This is a genomic window from Wolbachia endosymbiont (group E) of Neria commutata (genome assembly GCF_964026735.1).
GTDB lineage: Bacteria > Pseudomonadota > Alphaproteobacteria > Rickettsiales > Anaplasmataceae > Wolbachia.
The window spans coordinates 1,008,415-1,031,188 of the sequence record NZ_OZ034692.1; the positions used below are offsets into that span (position 1 = coordinate 1,008,415).

Annotated in this window: 20 protein-coding genes, 1 tRNA gene and 2 pseudogenes; 18 read left to right on the top strand and 5 right to left on the bottom strand. The window is 33.9% G+C overall.

Going from position 1 to position 22,774, the window contains the following annotated elements:
- Nucleotides 1–291: 291 nt before the first annotated feature.
- Nucleotides 292–597 (bottom strand): annotated as a pseudogene (locus AAGD89_RS05350) (glyceraldehyde 3-phosphate dehydrogenase NAD-binding domain-containing protein); the annotation flags it as partial.
- Nucleotides 598–880: 283 nt separating this feature from the next.
- Here AAGD89_RS05350 and AAGD89_RS05355 point away from each other — a divergent pair.
- From AAGD89_RS05355 to AAGD89_RS05370, 4 genes are all read left to right on the top strand, one after another.
- A complete protein-coding gene (locus AAGD89_RS05355) occupies nt 881–1,255 on the top strand; it encodes a hypothetical protein (RefSeq protein WP_341808044.1) in 375 nt (124 codons plus the stop codon).
- Between the two features lie 135 nt (nt 1,256–1,390).
- Complete coding sequence (gene mnmA, locus AAGD89_RS05360; RefSeq protein WP_341808045.1) at nt 1,391–2,527, top strand: tRNA 2-thiouridine(34) synthase MnmA; 1,137 nt, start codon at nt 1,391–1,393, stop codon at nt 2,525–2,527.
- Nucleotides 2,528–2,608: 81 nt separating this feature from the next.
- Nucleotides 2,609–3,712: a hypothetical protein gene (locus AAGD89_RS05365; protein WP_341808046.1), complete on the top strand. Its 1,104-nt coding sequence runs from the start codon at nt 2,609–2,611 to the stop codon at nt 3,710–3,712.
- A complete protein-coding gene (locus AAGD89_RS05370; RefSeq protein WP_341808047.1) occupies nt 3,685–3,888 on the top strand; it encodes a hypothetical protein in 204 nt (67 codons plus the stop codon). The genes AAGD89_RS05365 and AAGD89_RS05370 overlap by 28 nt, the downstream gene beginning before the upstream one ends.
- Before the next feature lie 30 nt (nt 3,889–3,918).
- Here the strand turns inward: AAGD89_RS05370 and aspS are convergent, their stop codons facing one another.
- Nucleotides 3,919–5,727: an aspartate--tRNA ligase gene (gene aspS / locus AAGD89_RS05375; RefSeq protein ID WP_341808048.1), complete on the bottom strand. Its 1,809-nt coding sequence runs from the start codon at nt 5,725–5,727 to the stop codon at nt 3,919–3,921.
- Between the two features lie 209 nt (nt 5,728–5,936).
- Here aspS and AAGD89_RS05380 point away from each other — a divergent pair, with 209 nt between their 5' ends.
- Nucleotides 5,937–6,374 (top strand): hypothetical protein, encoded by a 438-nt coding sequence (locus AAGD89_RS05380; protein ID WP_341808049.1) that lies wholly within the window; start codon nt 5,937–5,939, stop codon nt 6,372–6,374.
- 3 nt (nt 6,375–6,377) lie between these two features.
- A complete protein-coding gene (ccmA, locus tag AAGD89_RS05385; RefSeq protein ID WP_341808050.1) occupies nt 6,378–6,995 on the top strand; it encodes a heme ABC exporter ATP-binding protein CcmA in 618 nt (205 codons plus the stop codon).
- On the opposite strand, the gene AAGD89_RS05390 is transcribed toward ccmA, so the two are convergent.
- Nucleotides 6,992–8,263 (bottom strand): metallophosphoesterase family protein, encoded by a 1,272-nt coding sequence (locus AAGD89_RS05390; RefSeq protein WP_341808051.1) that lies wholly within the window; start codon nt 8,261–8,263, stop codon nt 6,992–6,994. The genes ccmA and AAGD89_RS05390 overlap by 4 nt on opposite strands.
- 173 nt (nt 8,264–8,436) lie before the next feature.
- Here AAGD89_RS05390 and AAGD89_RS05395 point away from each other — a divergent pair.
- The 9 genes and pseudogenes from AAGD89_RS05395 (at nt 8,437) to xth (ending at nt 17,534) form a co-directional block, all read left to right on the top strand.
- Nucleotides 8,437–8,524: transfer RNA gene (locus tag AAGD89_RS05395), tRNA-Leu, on the top strand.
- Between the two features lie 30 nt (nt 8,525–8,554).
- Nucleotides 8,555–9,643, top strand: coding sequence for a GTP cyclohydrolase II (locus AAGD89_RS05400; RefSeq protein WP_341808052.1), 1,089 nt, complete (start codon nt 8,555–8,557; stop codon nt 9,641–9,643).
- A 64-nt stretch (nt 9,644–9,707) separates the two neighbouring features.
- Nucleotides 9,708–10,391 (top strand): type IV secretion system protein, encoded by a 684-nt coding sequence (locus AAGD89_RS05405; RefSeq protein WP_341808053.1) that lies wholly within the window; start codon nt 9,708–9,710, stop codon nt 10,389–10,391.
- A complete protein-coding gene (virB9, locus tag AAGD89_RS05410) occupies nt 10,378–11,187 on the top strand; it encodes a P-type conjugative transfer protein VirB9 (RefSeq protein ID WP_341808054.1) in 810 nt (269 codons plus the stop codon). Before AAGD89_RS05405 ends, virB9 begins: the two co-directional genes overlap by 14 nt.
- A 16-nt stretch (nt 11,188–11,203) precedes the next feature.
- Nucleotides 11,204–12,700, top strand: coding sequence for a TrbI/VirB10 family protein (locus AAGD89_RS05415; RefSeq protein ID WP_341808055.1), 1,497 nt, complete (start codon nt 11,204–11,206; stop codon nt 12,698–12,700).
- Between the two features lies 1 nt (nt 12,701).
- Nucleotides 12,702–13,694 (top strand): P-type DNA transfer ATPase VirB11, encoded by a 993-nt coding sequence (gene virB11, locus AAGD89_RS05420; RefSeq protein ID WP_341808056.1) that lies wholly within the window; start codon nt 12,702–12,704, stop codon nt 13,692–13,694.
- Between the two features lie 28 nt (nt 13,695–13,722).
- Nucleotides 13,723–15,633, top strand: a pseudogene (locus AAGD89_RS05425) (type IV secretory system conjugative DNA transfer family protein); the annotation flags it as partial.
- 402 nt (nt 15,634–16,035) lie between these two features.
- Entirely contained in the window at nt 16,036–16,743 is a 708-nt protein-coding gene (locus AAGD89_RS05430) for a uroporphyrinogen-III synthase (RefSeq protein ID WP_341808058.1), read from the top strand.
- Nucleotides 16,743–17,534, top strand: coding sequence for an exodeoxyribonuclease III (xth, locus tag AAGD89_RS05435; RefSeq protein WP_341808059.1), 792 nt, complete (start codon nt 16,743–16,745; stop codon nt 17,532–17,534). Before AAGD89_RS05430 ends, xth begins: the two co-directional genes overlap by 1 nt.
- A gap of 300 nt (nt 17,535–17,834) precedes the next feature.
- On the opposite strand, the gene AAGD89_RS05440 is transcribed toward xth, so the two are convergent.
- Nucleotides 17,835–18,329, bottom strand: coding sequence for a hypothetical protein (locus AAGD89_RS05440; RefSeq protein ID WP_341808060.1), 495 nt, complete (start codon nt 18,327–18,329; stop codon nt 17,835–17,837).
- Nucleotides 18,330–18,548: 219 nt separating this feature from the next.
- On the opposite strand from AAGD89_RS05440, the gene AAGD89_RS05445 reads away from it, so the two are divergent.
- Nucleotides 18,549–20,147 carry an iron ABC transporter permease gene (locus AAGD89_RS05445; protein ID WP_341808061.1) on the top strand — a complete coding sequence of 533 codons (1,599 nt, stop codon included), beginning with the start codon at nt 18,549–18,551 and terminating at the stop codon, nt 20,145–20,147.
- Nucleotides 20,148–20,262: 115 nt separating this feature from the next.
- Nucleotides 20,263–21,207, top strand: a complete 945-nt coding sequence (locus AAGD89_RS05450; protein WP_341808062.1) for a hypothetical protein — start codon at nt 20,263–20,265, stop codon at nt 21,205–21,207.
- Between the two features lie 243 nt (nt 21,208–21,450).
- Here the strand turns inward: AAGD89_RS05450 and tmk are convergent, their stop codons facing one another.
- On the bottom strand, nt 21,451–22,080 hold the full coding sequence (gene tmk, locus AAGD89_RS05455) for a dTMP kinase (RefSeq protein ID WP_341808063.1): 630 nt from the start codon (nt 22,078–22,080) through the stop codon (nt 21,451–21,453).
- Between the two features lie 119 nt (nt 22,081–22,199).
- On the opposite strand from tmk, the gene AAGD89_RS05460 reads away from it, so the two are divergent.
- Nucleotides 22,200–22,772 (top strand): thioredoxin family protein, encoded by a 573-nt coding sequence (locus AAGD89_RS05460; protein ID WP_341808064.1) that lies wholly within the window; start codon nt 22,200–22,202, stop codon nt 22,770–22,772.
- Nucleotides 22,773–22,774: the final 2 nt, after the last annotated feature.

Genomic DNA, 22,774 nt, shown 5'->3' on the forward strand with positions numbered 1-22,774 from the left:
GAATTCCAGCGTGTGATGCACAGCTATACAAGCATCCTATAAAGTGATAGGACTGGTGTTAGGTGTACAGTCATAAGTAGACCCCCTGCGAAAAGGTAGAAAGTAGGTGAAAACGACTAAAAAGCATGTAAAATGAAAATTTTAGAAGAGTAAAATGGCAATAAGTTACACAAAAGTTGCAAAAACCCAGTGTATTTTTAGGCAATTAACCGGTATGACAACATTACAAAAGATAGAACGTTGACGCCAGAAAGGATTTAAAAATTTTAGCTGATGTTACAGAGCAGCCTATGCACCAGTACATTCCAGCACCACATCAACATTCCAAGGGATATTTTCGGGACTCCGCTCTCTAAATAAAGAAAATTTTCTGCCGTTTATGGATAACCAATTTTCAGACTCGCTAAAGTAGATTTCACCATTAAATTTACCATGAACAGAGTCATATTTAATCAAATGCGCATGCTGCTCAGCGCTTAGTGATCCATTTACAGCTACAACCTCTATTTGCTTGCTGTATTTTTCTACCTCAAAAATAGCACGCAACACACTTCTGCCTATCCTACCCAGTCCATTGATGCCTACACGAATTGTCATTTTTTCATTCAAAAATTTAATTATAGCAAAAATAAGCAAAGCATCATACCGCGATTTACTCGCGGTATCTTGTTTCATTTTATTTTCAAGCTCTTTTGTTAATATGCTTTATATAATATTTAATATATTAATTATCTTTCTTGATAAAATAATTATAATATTCTATAATTTAATATAAATAATAATTATATTGGAGTTAATTATGGATACTGAAGAATTAAAAAAGTTACCAGATGCTAAGAAAAAAACATCAGAAGAGTTATGAGGAAGTCCAAGCTTGCCTGTGGAGAGAGGGAATAACTTTAATCCTCTAGTCTTGCATATGGATGAGCCGCATAACATTGATCCTAGGGGGTTGGAGAATAGTCATTACTCTCTATTAAATGAAGCTTATATTAACTCTACTCCAATAATACCAATAATACATAGTTCACATGGTTATCATCCTTTTCAACAGCGCACTAGAGTAAAACAGAATTCAGATAATCCAAGTGTAAACCTAGAAAATCCTACTATTGAACCACTTGGCATACAGTCTGGGCGTAATATTGACCATACGGAATTGGAGAATAGTCGTTACCTTTTAAGGCCATCTGCAAATCTAGAGAATCCTACTATTGAACAATCTCACAGACAATCAATCAATACCCCAATATAAGAAGTTAAAGCCCCCTACCCTGCTATGTATAAGCCATACCGCGATTCATTCGCGGTATCTGAGTACAGACAACGCTCTAACTCTTTCAATTTTCATATTATTCTGTACAATATTTATTTACAAACTAAGATAACCGTGCTGAAAGAATTTGAAATTGAACCTTTGTTAAAAGATAAAGCTCCTGCTCAAACCAAAGCTATTGTTGCAATGTCCGGTGGAGTTGATAGTTCTGTTGCTGCAGCACTATTGCATAATTTAGGGTACCAAGTGATCGGCGTAACCCTTCAGCTGTATGGCAGCAATGGTAGCACTAGTGCAAAAAAAGGTGCGTGCTGTGCTGGGCAAGATATTTATGATGCTAAACGCGTGGCTGAAAGTGTTGGATTTCCCCACTATATTCTAAATTATGAAGAAATATTTAAAAAAGAGGTAATAGAAGATTTTGCGGATACTTATATGCGTGGAGAAACTCCTATACCCTGCGTAAAGTGTAACCAAACAGTAAAATTCCGTGATTTATTGCAAGTTACGAAAAATATGGAAGCAGATGTGTTAGTCACAGGACACTATGTGAGAAGGTTAGAAAAAAATGGTGAGATAAAGTTATGCACAAGCATCGATAAAAGCAAAGACCAAAGTTATTTTCTGTTTTCAACAACAGAGGAGCAACTGAAACTTCTTAGGTTTCCACTCGGCAGATTCTACAAAAATGATATAAGAAAATTAGCAAAATATTTTGGCTTACAAATTTCTGACAAGCCAGACAGTCAGGATATATGTTTTGTGTCCGACAGCTATAGTAAGACAATAGCAAAGCTCGCTCCTCAGTCAGTACAAAAAGGTAAAATAGTAAATATAGATGGGAAAGTGCTAGGGGAACATAATGGCATAGTAAATTTCACAATTGGGCAAAGAAAAGGCTTAGCTATTGCGCACAGTGAGCCTCTTTATGTGGTAAAAATCAATGCACAAAATAATGAAGTAGTTGTTGGGCCGATTAGTTCGCTAATGCAAAAGAAAATATTCATCAAAGAACTAAATTGGCTAGAACAACCAAAAGATGGTATGGAAGTCACTGTAAAGCTCAGATCATCACATGTAGGGAGTTTAGCAACAATATATCAAACTGAAGAAAAAGATAAAGCTTGTGTTGTCTTAAATGATGACTACTTTGGAATTAGCCCTGGTCAGGCTTGTGTTGCATATAAAGATGAACAAGTAATTGGTGGCGGGTGGATATGCGCTCAACCAGCAGCTTATTTTGACGCATAGTCTAAATCTAGCATGATATTTTCTTGTAATTTTGCTTAATATCACTTATACTATAAGCTAGGGTATTAGTAGCAGTAAGCAATGGTAAAAGAAGTTGAAGAGCTGATAAAAATTATTGGTGAGGGTAATTTATTAGAGGCTTCGTTTGTCTTTTTGGGTGCTTTTCAACATTTTAATTTAGAGTGGAATGGAGGTGTCGAGAGAAATTTTAACGGTTTATCTGCATTTATTGAGAAAGAAGAAGAGCAATTGGATGAGTGTTTCAACTTAATGTTTAGTTTACAAGGGCTATTTTTAATTTATGGTCAAGCTTACAACGCCCTCGAAAAGGATAATCATTTAAGCACTCAAGGAGTAATCAATGAAATATATAATTATCATGATTTGATAAAATGTGAAATAATAAACCAGGGACAACTAAAGGAAGACCAAAAAAAATTAAAATTTCTCAATCTTCTAGCAAATCCAAAAAGACAATTAATCTTTAAAACAGAAGAAGATTTTGAAAATAAAGTACTGACTGACATTAAAAAATTATTGAATGAAGAAAACGCCAATACTACATTGAATAAATGCGATAGAGAATTTGTCTTAAATAAATGTGTTATTGACTACTATTATTCCATTCATCAAGGTGTAAAAGTAGACAAGGATGTAGTATTAGCGTTTTCTATATGTGGTAACTATTACAAACTCTCGGAGTATAATAAAGAATTAATCAAAAAAGAAAAAGTACCAATAATAGGTAATGTAAAGATTCTCACTTATACATTAAACTTAGTCGGCTTATTACAAAGTATTAATCCGCGAGATAGAAATGAGAATAGACATAAACCAGCAAAATATATACTTAATTATGAATTTTTACAAGGTAAAAAAAGATCATTTAATCAACAGAAAGGGGAAATTTTATCTCCAAAAAATATAGAAAGCACTATGAAAAAGTTACTGAAAAACCAAAACAGTGATGAGTTTGAAAAGAGAGTAACAAATCCTAAGAATATATATTGCTCAGATCCACAACAAGAGAATGGATATGTGCAAAATTTCAGCATAAAAAAAGAAGAAAAAAATACAAAAAATAAAAATGCAGTTTGCTGGGTTATTTTAGGTGATTTGTATTATCTCTTGCGGTTTGTATTGTTGATTATTTTTTTATGGAACAAAAACTACTTGAGCCAATAAAAAGTGTTTTGCCACAAGACAATTTTGCTAAACTAGCAATTGCTGCAGTGCTTACTATCATAATAGTATATGCTATGTTTCAATTGTTCAAGCCACAACAAGATCCACCTCTTTCCACGGTCAATGGGATAGATGGTGTGGCTAATGGAAAGATGGCAAACGCCAAACATGCGTAAAGTAACATATTTATGGTTATTTGATCACATTTAATCTTGTTTAATAACTTGCAAAGATAATTCACGCAAATGACTATTATCCACTTTAGATGGAGAACCCATTAGAACGTCCTCTCCTTGTTGATTCATTGGAAAACAGATTACTTCACGAATGTTTGGCTCATCAGCAAGCAACATAACTATTCTGTCAACTCCAGGTGCTATACCACCATGAGGTGGCACCCCAAATCTGAATGCACGTACAAGTGCTCCAAATTTTGTGTCAACTGCTTCTTTACTATAGCCGGCAATAGCAAAAGCTTTATACATAATATCCAGTTTATTATTACGAATTGCCCCACTTGACAATTCTATTCCATTGCAGACCAGATCATATTGATATGCAATAACATCTAGCGGATTTTTTTCCTCTAAATCTTTGAGGCCACCATGTGGCATGGAGAATGGATTGTGAAAAAAGTCAATTTTTTTACTTTTATCATCATAAAAGAAATATGGAAAATCAATAATCCAGCAAAATTTGAAGATATTGTCATCTATAAGCCCAAGCTCTGAACCTAAAAGAGTGCGTACTTTTCCCGCTATTGTTGCTGCTTCATTCTCTTTATCAGAAACAAAAAATACACTATCTCCAGGTTTTGTGTTTGTTATTTCTATAATCTGATTTAATCTATTTTCATCAAGGAATTTTGCAATAGGCCCTTTTGCAGCTCCATTCTCGTCAAAAGTGATATATCCAAGTCCTTTAGCACCGAATTCTTTTTGTGCGTGTTCTATTTTTTTATCAAAAAAGCTGCGTGGTTCCTGTGCTGTTTTAGGAGCAGGAATTGCTCTCACTACCATATCGCGCTCAATATTGCTTTTGAAAATATTGAACTCTGAATCACGAAAAATTTCTGTAACGTCACTGATAAGTAGTGGACTTCGCAAATCTGGTTTATCAGAACCATATTTTAGCATTGCCTCTTTATAAGTAATGCGTGGAAAATCTTTGTCGATAGATTTTTTGGAAAATTTGACAAATACGTTATATAAAATAGGTTCAATGGTTTGAAATATATCTTCTTGAGTGATAAATGACATTTCCAAGTCTAGTTGATAGAATTCCCCCGGGGAACGGTCAGCTCTTGCATCTTCATCGCGAAAGCAAGGTGCAATTTGAAAATATTTATCAAACCCAGAAACCATAAGTAACTGTTTGAAAATTTGTGGAGCTTGTGGCAATGCATAAAATTTACCAGGATTTAATCTACTTGGCACCAAGTAATCACGTGCTCCTTCGGGTGATGAAGCAGTGAGTATTGGAGTTTGAATTTCCAAAAACCCTTGTGCTATCATGAGCTTGCGAAGTTCTGCAATAATTTGTGAACGCAAAATAATGTTATTGCGGGCTTTTTCACGTCTTAAATCAAGAAATCTATATCTAAATCTCATATTTTCTGGGTACTCTTGTTCGCCGGCAATGCTTGCTAATATACTTCTCTCTTCTTTTGCTATTTCTTCATCACAATGAAATTCAACTTCTGATTCAACATATAGACTATTTACCACTACTTCAATTTCTCCAGTGATGATAGAGCTATTTGCTGTATCTTCAGCTCTGGCTGTTACTGTGCCTTTAACAGTAATCACGCTTTCTGATTTTAAGTTTGAGATTTCATCAAAAAAATCTTTATCGTTATTAAATACCAATTGAGTGATACCGTGAAAATCTCGAAGATCTACAAAAATTAGGTTACCATGGTCACGTTTACGATAAAGCCAACCGGAGAGAGTAACTTCCTTTCCTACATCGTTTTTTCGTACTTCATTGCACGTGTGGGTTTTATAGCAGTTCATATTTATTTTAATTCTAAATCCTTTAAAAAGTATAGAAATAAACCTCATTACATACAAGCCTATTCATTCAGATATCTGTGCAATTTATGCATAAAGAAGAGGCTCCAATATTGTTTTCACACTATCTTTTTTACACAAAAAATTGCAAAATTTCTATAGTTATGGTATAATGGTGCGTGGCACTTTAGTAATTAAGCTCAGTACGAAAAATGTCTTTCGAACAGATCATTGTATATGGCATAACATTATTTATTGTTGTTATAGTATTTCTCTTTTTTAGGAGAATATACAAAAAGCGCATCAGAAAGATTGTATTTCCAAGAAAAGTTCTCAAAGAAGAATGGGAAGAAAATAAAAAAGATAATGAGCTGTATAAAGAAAAAAAGCAAAAAGAGCTCATAAAACGCCAAGAGACACTGCGTGAAAATCAGAAAAGTGATGATATACGGGTTTATCAAGAAGATCTAGAAATAGTCGATATCGCAAAACCAGTGGGTAAATGGACGCAAATGGTTATGCTTGGTGGAGGTTTAATGAAGCGTTTAGCGCAATTGATAAACAGAGAAGGTGGTCAGAAGGGATATTGGGAGCTGTTTGTGAAAGCGCAGGCCTCAACTCAGGGTAAATATAAGGGAAAGGGCAGATAATTTATGCTTAAGTGCGAAAGTTTATCTTGTACCCGTAATAGTAAGATATTATTCACAAACCTTAGTTTTAAAGCTGAGCCGAAATCAAAAATCTTAATTACCGGTCCAAATGGTAGTGGTAAAACTAGCTTAATTAGAAGTTTATCTGGACTTTTACCACCGGTGTCAGGCAATATAAAACATTGTGGAAAAGACATATATGATGACCCAAAATCCTATTTACCTTCTATGGTTTATGTGGGACATAAAAATGCTTGCAAGGATAGCTTGACTGTTATTGAAAACATAGAATTCTGGGCAGGAATACGAAATACGAAAGAGTTGGTTATGGCAGCTGTTTGTTGCTTGCAGTTACAACCTGTATTGAATATCAGATATAGCGAACTTTCTGCAGGTTGGAAAAGAAGGGTCGCACTTACACGTCTCTTAATTTCTAATGCAAGTATTTGGCTTATAGATGAACCATTTTGCAATCTTGACAGCACAACTTGTGAACTTGTACTCAATCTTATTTTAATACGTTCTGAGCAAAGCGGTATAGTAATTATTACAGGGCATAGTGCTACAGAGCAATTATCTGATTTTAGAGCGATTGATATACGTGATTTTCAAAATCGCTAGGCTTCTTTTTCAACAAATCCTGTTTTAATTTTAAAATCTTTCGTTAGCTTCGTAGAGTACATTTCCTTATTATCCTGATTATAGAAAGTAAATTCATGATCATCTAAATTTAGCATTGCAAAACCAAAGCCAAAAAAATTTTTTACCTCGTGTGCTAAGTAGTTTTTACCATTTGAATAGTCAAATTCTACATTTTTATAAACAGATTCTTGATCTTGAGCATGTAATAATGCACCACCATTTCCAACTATAATTTGGTCTGGAACCTGATTCATTAATAAAATCTGAGCTATATGAATGTGGCCAGAAACTATAGCAGCAACATTATTTGGAAATTTATCTCCAAAAGCTTCAATTTGTGCAAGGTTTCCATGGCTTGTAAATGTAAAAATTCTCTTTTTCGGAGATCTCCACAAAGGCCTGTGAGTTAAAAACCATATAGGTTTACTAGAACTATTTTGCGTTAATTTATTAAATTGTTTTTCGAAGGCATCAATTTCACTTTGAGTGGTGAAAATATCTTCACCGGACGAGGAGTCGAATATAAAAAATCTCATTGGTCCAGCATCTAAAGACCAACTAGAAACGAAATTTTCACATTTTTTAGACGAAAAGGGGTATGAATCTAAATATCTGAACCACCCTTCATAAGCCCTATCACAACTTTCGTGATTTCCGCGAACAAAAAGAAAAGGAGATTGTAGAGAGATATCCTTTGCTGGTTCAAACCAATCAGTATACCAAGCTTCTTTATTATATCCGTAAATTTCTCCACACTTTTTTGTATTTCTACACTTTGTTTTTCTATAATGATAATCGCCAACATGGATAATTAAATCTGGTTTGTGAAGAGCAATTGAATTCAAATTTTTTTTTAAAGGCCAACTATCTACTGAATTACATTCTTGTTGGAATAACATATTTATTCTACAGCCTGTATCACCGATAAAAGCAATTTTATTGATCTTTGTTGGGAATGTAGGAACTTGTAGATTGTTAATGCTAATGTCTTTTGCATCTGTTTGTACTAACAGTTCACAAACTTTCTCAACATTGTTTCCATTATTGACTGAGCTACGATCCAGCATTTCTATGTCTTTGCCATCAACGTGAGCAATAGGACATGTGTCATCGTTTATGATTGCACGTATGCTTAACTTATTTTCCGGAACAACTTGAGACCATGTGTATAATATTTCTGAGTGAGCAGAATAAAAGCTGGTTACAAGAGATAAAGCCAAAAAAATAAAAATACTAACTATATTCATTCGTATAAAAACCTAAATTATAGTAAAATTATCTTTAATAGCTGAAATTCATAATTATATTATAAAGGCAATTTTCTAATTATCCTAGTATCAGGTTGACATTTTAGGCAGGAAATTCTAGAATGGTTAAGTAATTTGAAATAGTTATGTAATAACTAGAATACAACAAAAGTGCGGCCGTGGTGGAATTGGTAGACACGCAGCGTTGAGGTCGCTGTGGCTCATAAGGCCTTGGAAGTTCAAGTCTTCTCGGCCGCACCAATTTTCTCATCGCCATTTAATATGGATAAAATGTTTATAAAAAGTCAATATAAGAATAAAGTAGAAAGAGCTATTAGCGAAATTAGGCGTGGCATGCCAATTATAATACATGATGAAGATAATTACCTATTAGTAGCTGCCGCTGAAATTTTAGAACAAAATTCGTTCGATCAGTATAAACTTATATTGGGCAATATATATGTTACTTTAACTTCAAGTAAGGTAAAATACATATCTCAAAATGAAGAACATGGTGGCAAGCGCTTATCGATAAGTAGTTTTGCTGAATTGCACAATTTAATAAACTGCACGCAAGAAAATCACATACACATAAAGGAATTGCAATGCTCAAAACCAATCGATGATTATGCTGTTTCTTTGCTCAAACTCTCAGAATTACTTCCATACGCGTTAGTGGTTGACATGCATTTTAAAGATAAACACGAAATGCGAAATCGCTGTGATGAAAATGATATTATTTCACTGGACGCATCACTCATAAGTAATTTTGAGCGGAACCATAGTGTATATGAAGTCTGCAAAACGTCATTGTTTTTAAAGCAAACTCAAAAAGTAAATATTATAGCTTATAGAACTGAAAGTGGCGACAAAGAGCATTATGCAATCATCATTGGCAATCCGAATAAAGATAATGAGCCATTAATAAGAATTCACTCTTCATGCTATACAGGCGACTTACTGGACAGCTTATCATGCGATTGCAGAAGCCAATTACATCAAGCTATTCAAATGATAAGTGACTCCGGAAATGGTGTTATACTGTACTTGATGCAGGATGGTAGAGGCATTGGTTTAACTAACAAATTAAGGGCATATAATATGCAAAGAGAACATAACCTTGATACTGTGGATGCAAACAGAATATTGGGCTTTGAAGATGATGAAAGAAGCTTTGTTGTTGCAGCTGAAATGCTCAAGAAACTAAATATAAAAAAAATCCAGTTACTTACAAATAATAATAGAAAATTATTAGAATTGGAAAGCAGTGGTATAGAAATTACAAAGTGTATACCCCTGATTGTGGAGCGTAATAAATATAATAACTCATATATGGAGACAAAGTTCGATAAATTAGGACATAAATTAAGGGTTTCTTAACTTTTTTGTTGTAACTACTTTGTTAATTTGCTATCTTTGTTAAGATAAGTTAAGATTTTTAAGAATGCTAAAATTTTTTAAGCGAGAAAAAAGCGCTGAATCATTAGATAAAGATATAAATTGGAATTCGAGCCGCTATAGCACAGTTGTGGCTCAAAGAAATGTTTTACTTTTATTTGCATTAATATTATTAGCAGCGATTTCTATCAGTATATTAGCTATATTTAAAATTAGCACTAGTAGCACTATTGAACCATTCATCATAGAAATTGAAAAGAAATCAGGAATAGTGCAATTGGTTGATCCTGTTACAGTAAAACAATATTCCGCAAATGAAGTGTTAAATAATTACTTTATTACAGAATATATAAAAGCAAGGGAGGTTTTTGACCCATATCATTACAATTATAACTACTATACAAAAGTGAGATTATTTTCTTCATCGAACGTATATAATGAATTTAGAAACTATATAAGGTTGCAAAATCTGGATGATCTTTTCAATCTATATTCAGATTTTGTCAAAAACGAATTTAAAATTCGCTCAATTCAAAAATTGGATAACGATGCCCTTCAAGTGAGATTTACTGTAGAATTCACAAGAAAAGATGGTAGTTCTGCAAGAAAAAATAAGATAGTTATTATGTCATATAGGTATGCATCACTTGAAATGGATGATCAGCAAAGATATATTAATCCGTTAGGGTTTCAAGTTATTTCTTATAGGGTAGATGATGAATATGTATAGAATATTGTTAGTTTTAGCTTTACTAATAAGTAGTAATTTAAATGCATTTACTAATTATAACAAGCCTATTTCTGTGGATAGTAGAATAAAAACCTTTGTGTACAGCCCAAATGAAGTATTTACAGTGGTTTTTAGTCAAGGCTATTATTCTTATATTGAATTTGCAGAAGGAGAAAAAGTCAAAAACATCGCCGTTGGTGATGCATCAAGTTGGAAAATTAATCCTTATGACAATAAGTTGCTTATAATGCCATTTGAAGTTAGTAGCCGCACTAACATGATTATTACAACAACTAAAAAAAGGAACTATATTTTTGATTTAATCTCAAGGCCCAACTACGATAAACACCCGGACACTGGTGCTGAAAAAGTAAGTCATGATTATTCTGCTGAAAAGGATATATCTTACATAGTACGTTTTTACTATCCTCAAGAGAAAGATGAATTTGACGTTGATTTAGACGAAATATCCCCATCTACTCAAATGCAGCATGTAGTAAAAGAGCCAGAAAAAGTGATACAAGAAAATGATACGAAGTATAATTATACGTATATCGATGATGGTGGTAATGAAAGTCTCGTGCCGATTGAGTTATTTGATGATGGTTATCTAACCTATTTTAAATTCAAAGATAATAATAAAATACCTCAGATTCTTGTAGAAGAAAAGGATAAGACTAGGTTGCCTTGTAAAAGGCTGTTATTTGATGATTATATTATAATAAAAGGAGTGCATAAGAAGTTATTTATGCGTTATGAAGACGATGAAGTTGAAATTATAAATAAGTCGCTTTAGCTGTGGTACATGCAATATGAACAAAAATAACAAAGAGGAACGTAACAATTTAGCAAATGAATCAGAAATAGAGAGCAAAGTAGTAACAGTTGGCTCTAATCAAGGCCATAGAGCATTAATGGTGATTATTTTAGCGCTTCTAGCAGGTGGAGTATATTATTTTTATTTTCGCCCACCTAACAAAGATGATTCGGAAATTGTTAAAAAGGAAGAAGTAAAGCAAAATGTTCAAGAATTGAAAAAAAAATTAGAGCAAGTTCCAGATAATATAATAGTTCCCGAAAGAATAATAACTAATCCTTTACCGCCTTTACCTCCTCTTCCTACACCACAGATCATACCAGAAGTAAAGCAGGTTAAAAAAGAAGAGATAATGAAAAAGGAAGAAGAGAAACCAATAGAAACTCCTGTATCAAATATACCTCTTTTACCTACGCAGCAGAAGAACGTTCCTTCTTATAATATTAATAGTAATTTTCCTACTTCGTTTCCCACAATAGGAAGTAGTGGTTATCCTAAAGACAGGCGTAGTACAGGAATGTTAGCGCTTTCAGGCGGTAGTGATAAGGAAAATAAAGTAGATGATATTACTTTATCTAACACTTCAGCACAGTCCAGCAAAGCTACTAAAGTAGGCAAGCTTGGTTTCATGATTACTCAGGGTAAAATTATTGACGTTATTCTTGAAACTGCAATAAGTTCTGATCTACAAGGAATGCTCCGTGCAATAGTCAGTAGAGATGTTTATGCAGAAACTGGTGACACAGTTTTAATACCTAAAGGCTCAAAATTAATAGGTGGCTATACGTTTGATTCCAATGTTGCAAAAGCCCGTGTGAATATAAACTGGAATAGAGTGATTCTGCCTCATGGAATAGACATTGCTATTTCATCACCTGGCACAGATGAACTCGGCAGAGCAGGAGTCGCTGGAATAGTTGATAATAAAATAGCAAGTTCACTGTTTTCTTCAATATTACTTGCAGGTGTTTCGATTGGCTCGGCTGTTGTGGGACAAAAAGCTTCTAACTTTATTGACACACTAACTGCTATGGATGCAGTCAAATCCATTGTTGCAACTGAAATAGATGTTTCTCCTCTAAAAGAAAGGTTTGGACCTTTACCAGACAATATAGACAACAAATTAAAACTAGGCCTTGGAGCTATCGGAAGGATTCAAAATGCTAAAAATGAGCAAGAATTGCTAAAAATAATGAAGGAAGAAATAGCAAAAGTATTGAGCGTAGCAACTTCGAACAGTGTTACTAGTGATAATGTCGGTATAACTCTAGAAGATGTAAATCAACTATTGAGACAAATTCAGAGAAAAAGCAAATCTGTCTATGGGACTGCAATTGAAAAGTCAATTAATGATTTTTCTAAAGATATGCGAGACATAGTTGATAGGAGTATAGATAAAAAACCGACTATTTACGTTCATCAGGGTACTGCCTTGAAAGTGTTTGTTAACCAAGATATAGTATTTCCTCCACAAGCAATATTACATCGATAAAATGAACTATGCTGCACTTGATACATATTTAGAGCCATTACAAGGCATATTTCAAGAAGAAGGCGTAAATGAGATATCAATAAATAAACCGAAGGAAGTATGGATTGAAAATCGAGGAGAAACAAGATGCGAGCACATAGAAGCATTTGATCTTAATCATTTAAAATCCCTAAGCAGATTGATTGCACAAGCAACAGAGCAAAAATTGAGCGAAGAAGCGCCACTACTTTCAGCTACTCTGCCAAATGGTTATCGTATACAAATAGTGTTTCCTCCAGCATGTGAATCTGATAAAGTAGTCATATCAATTCGTAAGCCATCTGGCATGCAATTGGCTCTTGATGATTACGAGAAAATGGGGGCTTTTTCTCAAACTGTTACAGAAGTGACTGATAATCCTGTGGATCATCATCTGAACTCACTACTCAAACAAAAAAAAATAAAAGAGTTCTTAGAATACGCTGTAATAAATAAGAAAAACATTATAATTAGTGGTGGAACTTCAACTGGTAAAACCACTTTTACCAATGCTACTTTACGTGTTATTCCAGCTGATGAAAGGATTATCACTGTTGAAGATGCAAGAGAAATTGTTTTAAATGATCATCCTAATAAAGTTCATTTAATTGCTTCCAAAGGAGGTCAAGGCAGAGCAAAAGTAACGACTCAAGATTTGATAGAAGCGTGCCTTCGTTTAAGGCCAGATAGGATAATAGTTGGAGAGCTCCGTGGAGCGGAAGCTTTTAGTTTTCTTAGGGCGATAAATACAGGTCATCCTGGGTCAATATCAACTCTTCATGCGGATAGTCCAGCAATGGCTCTTGAACAAATAAAATTGATGGTTATGCAGGCGAATCTTGGCATTCCTCCAGATCAAATAATACCATACATTAGAAATGTGATTGATATTGTTATTCAGCTAAAAAGGAGCAGCGGAGGGAAAAGAAATATTTCTGAAATATTATTTACTAGATCTTTAAACGAAAATGCTTAAATTTATAAATGGCAAGAAGAAGTAATTTATGAGTCAAGGTAATCATTTACGCAATATTCTAATAGGAGGCGTGGTAGCTTTTAGCGTGCTAGAATTTTGCTTTTATTTGTCAGGTATATTGTTTTTTCTAGCGGTTGATGGTCCAGATGCTGTGGATTTCAAGGCAATCAACCCTAGCTTGACACCTTTTCCTCAAGCCCTTTGGCCAACAATTTTCGAGTATATACAGCATTGTTGGCACCGTCCGGAGTTATATAGTCTTGAGCTCAAAATCAAATTAATTGGATCTTCTGCTATTCCTATATCTATTTTAATAATCATTCTATGGAATTTAAAAGAGAGGGTGATTGAGTGGCGGCCGTTTCAAAAGAAAGAATCACTTCATGGGGATTCAAAGTGGGCAGCAGAAAAAGATATACGAAAAGCAGGGCTCAGAAGTAAAAGGGGGTTGTTACTTGGTAAGGATAAAAGGGGCTACTTTATTGCAGATGGATTTCAGCATGCCTTGCTATTTGCACCTACAGGTTCTGGTAAAGGTGTTGGTTTTGTAATTCCTAATTTATTATTTTGGAATGATTCAGTAATTGTACATGACATAAAATTAGAAAACTATGAGTTAACAAGTGGCTGGCGAAAGCAGGAAAAGCAGGAAGTATTTGTGTGGAATCCAGCACAGCCAGACGGAGTAAGCCACTGCTATAATCCACTGGATTGGATTAGTGAAAAACCTGGACAGATGGTTGATGATGTGCAAAAAATAGCCAACCTAATCATGCCTGAACAAGATTTTTGGCAAAATGAAGCAAGAAGCTTATTTGTTGGAGTGGTACTATATCTACTTGCTGCGCCAGAGAAAATTAAGTCTTTTGGTGAAGTTGTGCGTACAATGCGTAGTGATGATGTGGTTTATAATCTTGCTGTTGTCTTGGACACAATGGGTAAAACAATACACCCTGTGGGATATATGAATATTGCAGCATTTTTGCAAAAAGCCGACAAAGAAAGGTCTGGTGTTGTATCAACTATGAACTCTTCACTTGAATTGTGGGCAAACCCGTTGATCGATACTGCAACTGCAACAAGTGACTTTAATATATTAAATTTTAAAAAGAAAAAAGCCACAGTTTATGTTGGTTTAACTCCTGATAACTTGACTAGACTCAGGCCTTTAATGCAGGTTTTTTACCAGCAAGCAACTGAATTTTTATGTAGGAAAATACCAGAAAGTGACGAGCCATACGGTGTATTATTTTTGATGGACGAGTTTCCTACACTTGGAAAAATGGAACAATTTCAGACAGGTATTGCGTATTTTCGTGGTTATAGAGTTAGGTTATTCCTAATTGTTCAAGATACTGAGCAGCTTAAAGGTATATATGAAGAGTCAGGAATGAACTCCTTTTTATCAAACTCAACGTATAGAATAACTTTCGCGGCAAATAACATTGAAACTGCTAATTTAATATCGCAACTAATAGGAAACAAAACTGTAACACAAGAATCACTCAATAAACCTAAATTTTTAGATTTAAATCCTGCATCAAGGTCATTACACATTTCTGAGGTACAAAGAGCATTACTATTACCTCAGGAAATTATCATGCTGCCACGCGATGATCAGATAATTTTAATAGAATCGACTTTTCCAATTAAATCAAAGAAAATTTTGTACTATAGTGATAGCACCTTTACAAAAAGACTAATGAAACAAACTTTTGTACCTGTGCAAGAACCATATGATCCAAACAAGGTTATCTCTACTGCTGCTAGGGCAGATCAAGTTGATAATGAGGACAATAAGGCTATAGAAGGGCCTACCTCTGCTGATTATCCTGCTGAAGCTCAAAATCAGGAAGATGCAGCGCATGATGAATCAGAAGAAGAAATTTTTGAAGATGAGGACGATGAAGACATTGACGATGATGAGTCTGAAGAAGAAAGTGAAGACGATGACGATGACGATAATGACGACGGATTCGATGACGAGGAAGATATTGACGATAATGAGCCTGAAGGAGAGAACAACGACGGGTTCGATGATGAGGAAGGTATTAACGATAATGAGTCTGAAGAAGAGCATGACTACGGATTCGATGACGAGGAGGACATTGATGACGAGGAAAACGATGATGGATTTGAAGATGGGGATGATGAAGATAGCAATACCAAATAAGGCACTGACCTAACCCAGAAAAAGTGGAGAGGAAGTTAGAACATTTTTGAAGTCAAGTATTTCTAAGAGGTGTGATGTGAAAAATTGTAACCTGCTAAAAGATGAAATTTTTATTTAGTAATTTGTCTATATTCAGTATCATTTAGAACAGAGTTTGAGTGGATTGAATTGAAGTCTATTTTATTAACAAGGCCTTTATTAGATTCATTGGATACAAGAGACGCACTGAGAAAGTGCGGATATAAAGTATTTATAGAACCGGCATTTACAATAAGGTACCTGCACCCTGATCTATCTTCGTATGAATTTGATGTGGTGATATCTACAAGTAAGAATAGTGTAAAGGCTTTCAGTCACATATGCAAAGTAGATGGACTTTCGATTATTACAGTTGGTAACTCAACTATGCAAATTGCAAAAGATTTAGGTTTTTCTAACATAATATCAGCCGATAGTAATGTAGATGGTTTGATTGCGTTTATAAAAGCTCATTACTCAAACGAAATTAAGTTTCTATATATAAGAGGACAAGAAGTATCATGTGACTTAAAAAAAAGGCTATCTGATGAAAATTTTAATGTAAGAGAGGTTGTACTCTATAAGACAATTATAAAAAGAAGCCTAACTAACAGATGTAAAAATTTGCTGCTTGATGGTAAAATTGATAGCGTGGCTTTTTTTTCCGCACAGACAGCACGAATATTCTGTTCCTTGGTCTTAAAAAGTGGGCTATCTCACGTAACGAACAACATAATTGCATATACTATGAGTAAGCACATCACTGATAGTTTAAAATCGATCAAATGGAAAAAAATTATATCATCCAAGTTACCTACTCAAGAGAGTTTAGTTGATATAATTCATAAGGATTCTTGATGCTAAAGATTGCAACTTGGAACGTAAATTCTATACGCAAAAGAGCCGCCCAGCTTCGTAGCTTTATAGTTGATAATCAGATAGACATAATTTTATTGCAAGAGATAAAATGCACGGAAGAGCAATTTCCTTATGCAGAGATAGAGGAATTAAAATATGAATATGCCATCTATGGACAAGTTGCAAGAAATGGTGTTTGTATATTATCCAGATACCCAATACTAGAAAAATTTAAGATTGACATTGTAGAAGGCTATCACGAAGCACGTTACATAGAATGCATAATAAAGCATAACAGCCAGAATATAAGAGTAGGAAGTGTGTACGTTCCAAATGGTCAAAGCCCAGACTCTCATGCATTTGAGTATAAACTTAAGTTTCTTGATAGTCTCTATACTCGGATGAGTGATTTGTTAAAAAATGAAGAGTTAACTATTATAGCTGGTGATTACAACGTTGCACCGGATGAAATTGACGTCTTTGATCCAAGTTTACTGAATAATCAAGTGTGCTTTCATATTAAAGAACGTGAGAAGTTAAGAGCAATCTTGAATCTCGGCTTTAAAGACGCATTTAGAATGTCCCATCCAAATTTACAACAATTTAGTTGGTGGAATTATCAAGGTAATTCATTGAGAAATAATCAAGGAATGAGAATAGATCATATGCTTCTATCACCACAAGCTGTGGATCAATTAGAAATGTGCTACATAGATGATAGGTTGCGCAAATTAGAAAACCCGTCTGATCATACCCCTATTGTGTATATTATAAAACAACCGTTTTCATAAGTATGATGGTATGATATAACTGGAATAAGTAAGATTTCTCGACATCATACCGCGATTTATTCGCTGTATCTTAGCGTAGATCCTGCTAACAAGCAGCGGGATGACGGTGTTATTAGTCGGTACTGAGTTAGCTATATATGAGAAGTTACCATCAAGGGAGGAGTATGGGTATACCAAAACAACAGAGGCAGGGCATAGCAAATTGGTAATTTCTCCATTTTTTTATTGATTCATGGTTAAACTACCACTTTTTCCTACTTTTTCCTCATCTTATTCATAACTGCATTTTGTTCACAGAGCCTACAATATATCCGAATTCATTGCTGAATATGGTTCTTTATCTGTTTCACAACTTGTCTGATCACAAGTGTGATTAGTAAAGTCATCAGCTGGTGCATAATGCTCCAGTGTACTTGTAAGACATTCACTGAATACTCTTTCACCATATTCTGTAATTGATAACATATGATCTCTTCCTATTATTGAAGGAATAAAGCCATCAGTCCTGCTGCCGCGAGTAATAACAAAATGTCCATCCTCGCCTAATTCTACTGAAAGATTATGAGGATTACGATAGGTGTATGAAGGATTACTGCCACCAGTTAAATCTTCCTTCCATAAGATACCTTTATAAATAGATTCTCGATAATGTATATACTCTGGATGGACAGTACCAATTATAGCTTCGTCTGAAATTATTAATAATGCAAAAGTCTTCTCGACGATTCCTGACTTATTATAAAAAATACCTAATGGATGCTCTCCCTTTTTAAATTTATATGTTCTTTCAGTCATACATATTCCTATATTTATTAATATATTAGCAATATAGTGTATTTTTAACATAAAAAAATAGTAAATTTATTACTTTTATTAAAAATTTTAATCTTCGTGTGAACTAAAAAGCAGCGCGTGAAACCGATCAGATAGTGGGCATTAATCAATAGCGCATAATTTCTGGATATCTTAAGTGTTTACATATAACATTTTGATATTAACTATAGAGTTCAATTAATGTTTTTAAGAATATTTAAAAATGTATTCTTATTTTTAGTAAGTATATTATTCATCTGCCCAATATTATCGTTAATATCGATTTTATTTACAGATTCAGCAAATTCTGATTGGGTAATTAGTACACTTTTTCCTGAGTATATACTGAATACGTTAATTTTGATGATAGGAGTGGGAGGCATATCGTTTATATTTGGAGTAATTCCAGCATGGCTCACCACATTTTTTTCGTTTCCTGGTCGCAGAATTTTTGAGATAGCTTTATTTTTTCCTATCTCGATTCCAGGATATATAATATCGTTCGTTTACGTAAATACTCTTGAGTTTTCAGGTCCAGTACAAAGTTGCTTAAGAGAGTTTTTCCAGTGGAGTAAAGGCGATTATTGGTTTCCAGAAATAAAGTCACTAAGTGGTGGAATATTAGTAATGGGGTTTAGTTTATACCCATACGTTTATATATTAGTTCGCTCAAATCTTAAGAATGTTAGCAACTCGGTTACCATTGCATCAACGCTTGGCTTTTCATCATTACGCAGTTTATTTTGTATCATAATACCATCTATACGCCCGTCAATTATAGCCGGATTGTCCTTAGTTCTCATGGAAGTAATCACGGATTTTGGCACACCACAGTTTCTTGCTATTGATACTTTTACAACAGGAATATATCGTACGTGGTTTTTACTGCATGACAAATATTCAACTACTATTCTTGCAGTTGGGGAATTGATTTTCGTTGCGGTGTTAATAGCTCTTGAGAAAAGACTGCAAAAAAAAGGAATATCCTATTCATCAATCAACACTAATTCAGACTATTATAGCAAATGTAGTATAAGTGGCACTATACCATTAATCCTTACTTATGTTATGTGTATATTACCAATACTAATAGGTTTCATCTTGCCAATTATTCCGCTCATATATTGGAGCATAGAAAAGGGATTTTTCATATACGACGCAAGGTTCTATAATATAATAGCAAATAGTGTAAGTTTATCATTTATCACTGCATTAATTTCAATTAGCATTGCAATAATAATTGGATACACGGCCCGCAAAAATAAGGTAATCAGCAACATAGCACGCCTAATTTCTCTGGGCTATGCAATTCCAAATGCAATTATTGCAATCAGCATAATAATATTTTTAAGCAAAATATCCTCTTTCGTTACTGAGTATATTGTAGAAATCAGCCTAGTTGGAACCATTAGTGCCTTGATTTATTCATATCTATTCCGTTTTTTTGCCATATCATTTAAAGCAGTAGAGTCTGGACTCAAAAAAACTCCAGATGAAATTGAATGGACTGCATATACTATGGGTCATGGTCCTATTTCCACATGCCTGAATATTCATATCCCTCTCATCAAGAAAAGCATACTGTCAGGATTCTTGCTTGTATTTATGGATACCATAAAGGAACTTACAGCAACATTAATCATAAGGCCATTTAATTTTGAAACTATATCAACCAGGATATATGAGCTTGTAAGTGATGAGCGTTACAGAGAAGCAGCACCATTTTCGCTAATAATAGTCGCAATAGGTTTGATTTCCACAATCGTACTCTTTAAACTTGATGATGAAAGAAAAAAATAAACTTTAAAATAGTTACCTAGCAATTTCATTTTTAAATTTTTATTAAAAAATTAATTGAAATATTTAATTATACATCTTATATTAAAATATTAATAATTAGCTTTAAGGTAAAAATATGCAAGATATGAAAAATATGAAAATTTTTTTTTTAATAGGGGATGAGGAAGAAGAATTAAATTTTTTAATGGAGGAAGAGGAAGAATTAATTGAAGAGTTACGTGCCGCAATACGTGAAAATAAAAATCTTAGTTCAATATTAAACAACACACGGTATAAAGAGCATGGGAGAGATTCTTGGTTAGGAACTATGATGTTTTATGCTATTGCATACAATAGAGAAAAACATACTCAATCAATTTTGGAGCATATACGAAAACAAAAATCGCAGAATGATTTTTATAGTGAGTTGACAAGGAAGTTGTTTGAGCTTTGCAATCAATATAGAGAGCATGCTATAACAGTAACAGCTTTTGCCAAAAAACACGATATTCTTAAGGACTTACTTAAAGATCTTCCAGATAAAAGAATCCAAGCAAAATTATTAGAGAAAGATAGCAATGGTGAATATGTGCATAGTGATGGTGTCATAGTAGATACTTTAAGTCAAAAACATGTACAGAGAAAGCTTGAACATGTTTATAGGAGTGAAGGTTTTAAACAACTGATATCTACGGTTTCTTCTGGCTATATTCTAATGGCTGTTGCTTTGGGAGTTTTTCACTACTTTACTGTTGATAAATTGAGTCCAACTTATCAGCAGGAGCAAACGACTTTCGTTTTGGCATCTTTATTAACTATTTTTGCGCTTATAGTCGGATATGTCTTGTTTACTGGAATACCAAGCTACGTTTCTAATAGTTCTCTTCAGAAAGAGTGTGACAAGACTGTTACAAAACTTGAAGAACAATCCAAGAATCAGCAAAGCTCGCAACCACAAGATACCGCTTCTACTAAGAAACAAGAGGTTCGAGAAAATGAGCCTGAAAGTATACAATCATTATCAGATAGTAGTGTGACAGGAATAGCTGGACCTCAGACGGATGCAGGTATTACTACTTGAAGAGGTGGTAAGAGGCCCCAACAAAGTTACTCCTATCTTATGGATAGTCTATTGTAAGAGTTTGGTGGTCATGGATAGGTATGCAGCTTAAAATTATTTTCTTAGCAAAGCAGATTTTTTGGGCATATCCATGTAACCAGAACTCCTCCTTCGATGGTAACTTCTCATATATTATACTCTGGGAGTGTACATCTTATACCAAGTTCCATTAGTGAGCAAACAAGATGTTTTTGGAATTCACCCTTATTTTTTTGGCTTTTCTGTGGAATAATGTAGTAATTTTCGAGTGATCTCATTAATAATGCCAACGTGCACCTGATTATCGTTTTTTGTTTCAATTTTAGTGAGGAAATAGCATCTATCAGATTCCTTTGTAGCTATTTCTTGAAACCCTTTTCTAACTTTATTATAAAAATTCACATCCATTTCTTCATATTTGTTTTTATTTTGTGCTCTACTTAGTGCAATATCAACATCAATATCTAAAATGAATGTAACATCTGGGCGTTTAATTTCCAATAGCTTGTGCAATTTTCTTATTAGCTCCAAGTCAACACCAAGTCCATATCCTTGATATGCAATTGTTGAGTCAATAAAACGGTCGCATATCACTATTTTTCCTTCTGCGAGAGCGGGCAATATTAATTTTTTCATATGCTCATATCTCATGGAAATAAGCAATAGGAGTTCAGAAATAGGATCAATATTATTTGTCAGTAATACTTCTCTTATTTTTTCTGCAAAATCAGTGCCTCCTGGTTCTCGAGTTAGCACTACGTTATCTTCTCCACGCATTTGTTTAAAATGATCTGCAAGTAGCTTGGACTGTGTCGTTTTACCGGAACCATCTATCCCTTCAAAAGTTATGAACATAAGCTTTATAATTATTAAGGCAAAAAAGGAATGTACAAATAGTATACATAGAAACCGTTTGACACCAAAATAATAAAACCATAGATTATATATAATGTAGTAATACTTTATATAGGCTCATGGTTGCTCTTAATACACCCAAAGTAGATTTTAATTTTACTGCAAAGGATTTTAATCTTTTGGGAGTGGATAATAAATACCATACCTTAAGTGACTGTCGTGGAAAAAATGGTCTTATTGTAATGTTTATATGCAATCACTGTCCTTACGTTCAGTCAATTATTGACAATTTAGTAAAAGATGTTGAATTATTGAAAAAAAACTATCAGGTAAATGCTGTTGCAATAATGCCAAATGATGTAAATGAATATCCGGAAGATGCTTTTGAGAATATGATTAATTTTGCTAAGGAAAATAAGTTTGCATTTCCATATCTGATTGATAGTATGCAGGAAATAGCTAAAGAATACGGGGCTGTCTGTACTCCTGACTTTTTTGGTTTTAATTCTAATTTAAATCTTTGTTACCGTGGACGTTTTAATGACGCAAAGAAAGAAAAAGTCCATAGTTATGAGGTAGGAAGTAGTGATTTATTTCAAGCCATGAAATTTGTTGCAGAAACCGGTAGTTGTCCAGCTGAGCAAAAGTCTAGTATTGGCTGTTCAATTAAGTGGTCTAGTTCTGCAGGTTAATC

Coding starts and splice junctions, on each gene's coding strand:
- AAGD89_RS05405 (WP_341808053.1), top strand. CDS start 9,708: ATGCTAAAATTTTTTAAGCGAGAAAAAAGCGCTGAATCATTAGATAAA.
- aspS (WP_341808048.1), bottom strand. CDS start 5,727: ATGAACTGCTATAAAACCCACACGTGCAATGAAGTACGAAAAAACGAT.
- tmk (WP_341808063.1), bottom strand. CDS start 22,080: ATGTTCATAACTTTTGAAGGGATAGATGGTTCCGGTAAAACGACACAG.
- AAGD89_RS05365 (WP_341808046.1), top strand. CDS start 2,609: ATGGTAAAAGAAGTTGAAGAGCTGATAAAAATTATTGGTGAGGGTAAT.
- AAGD89_RS05450 (WP_341808062.1), top strand. CDS start 20,263: ATGCAAGATATGAAAAATATGAAAATTTTTTTTTTAATAGGGGATGAG.
- xth (WP_341808059.1), top strand. CDS start 16,743: ATGCTAAAGATTGCAACTTGGAACGTAAATTCTATACGCAAAAGAGCC.
- AAGD89_RS05445 (WP_341808061.1), top strand. CDS start 18,549: ATGTTTTTAAGAATATTTAAAAATGTATTCTTATTTTTAGTAAGTATA.
- AAGD89_RS05390 (WP_341808051.1), bottom strand. CDS start 8,263: ATGAATATAGTTAGTATTTTTATTTTTTTGGCTTTATCTCTTGTAACC.
- virB9 (WP_341808054.1), top strand. CDS start 10,378: ATGAATATGTATAGAATATTGTTAGTTTTAGCTTTACTAATAAGTAGT.
- AAGD89_RS05440 (WP_341808060.1), bottom strand. CDS start 18,329: ATGACTGAAAGAACATATAAATTTAAAAAGGGAGAGCATCCATTAGGT.
- ccmA (WP_341808050.1), top strand. CDS start 6,378: ATGCTTAAGTGCGAAAGTTTATCTTGTACCCGTAATAGTAAGATATTA.
- AAGD89_RS05415 (WP_341808055.1), top strand. CDS start 11,204: ATGAACAAAAATAACAAAGAGGAACGTAACAATTTAGCAAATGAATCA.
- AAGD89_RS05460 (WP_341808064.1), top strand. CDS start 22,200: ATGGTTGCTCTTAATACACCCAAAGTAGATTTTAATTTTACTGCAAAG.
- virB11 (WP_341808056.1), top strand. CDS start 12,702: ATGAACTATGCTGCACTTGATACATATTTAGAGCCATTACAAGGCATA.
- AAGD89_RS05380 (WP_341808049.1), top strand. CDS start 5,937: ATGTCTTTCGAACAGATCATTGTATATGGCATAACATTATTTATTGTT.
- AAGD89_RS05400 (WP_341808052.1), top strand. CDS start 8,555: ATGTTTATAAAAAGTCAATATAAGAATAAAGTAGAAAGAGCTATTAGC.
- AAGD89_RS05370 (WP_341808047.1), top strand. CDS start 3,685: ATGGAACAAAAACTACTTGAGCCAATAAAAAGTGTTTTGCCACAAGAC.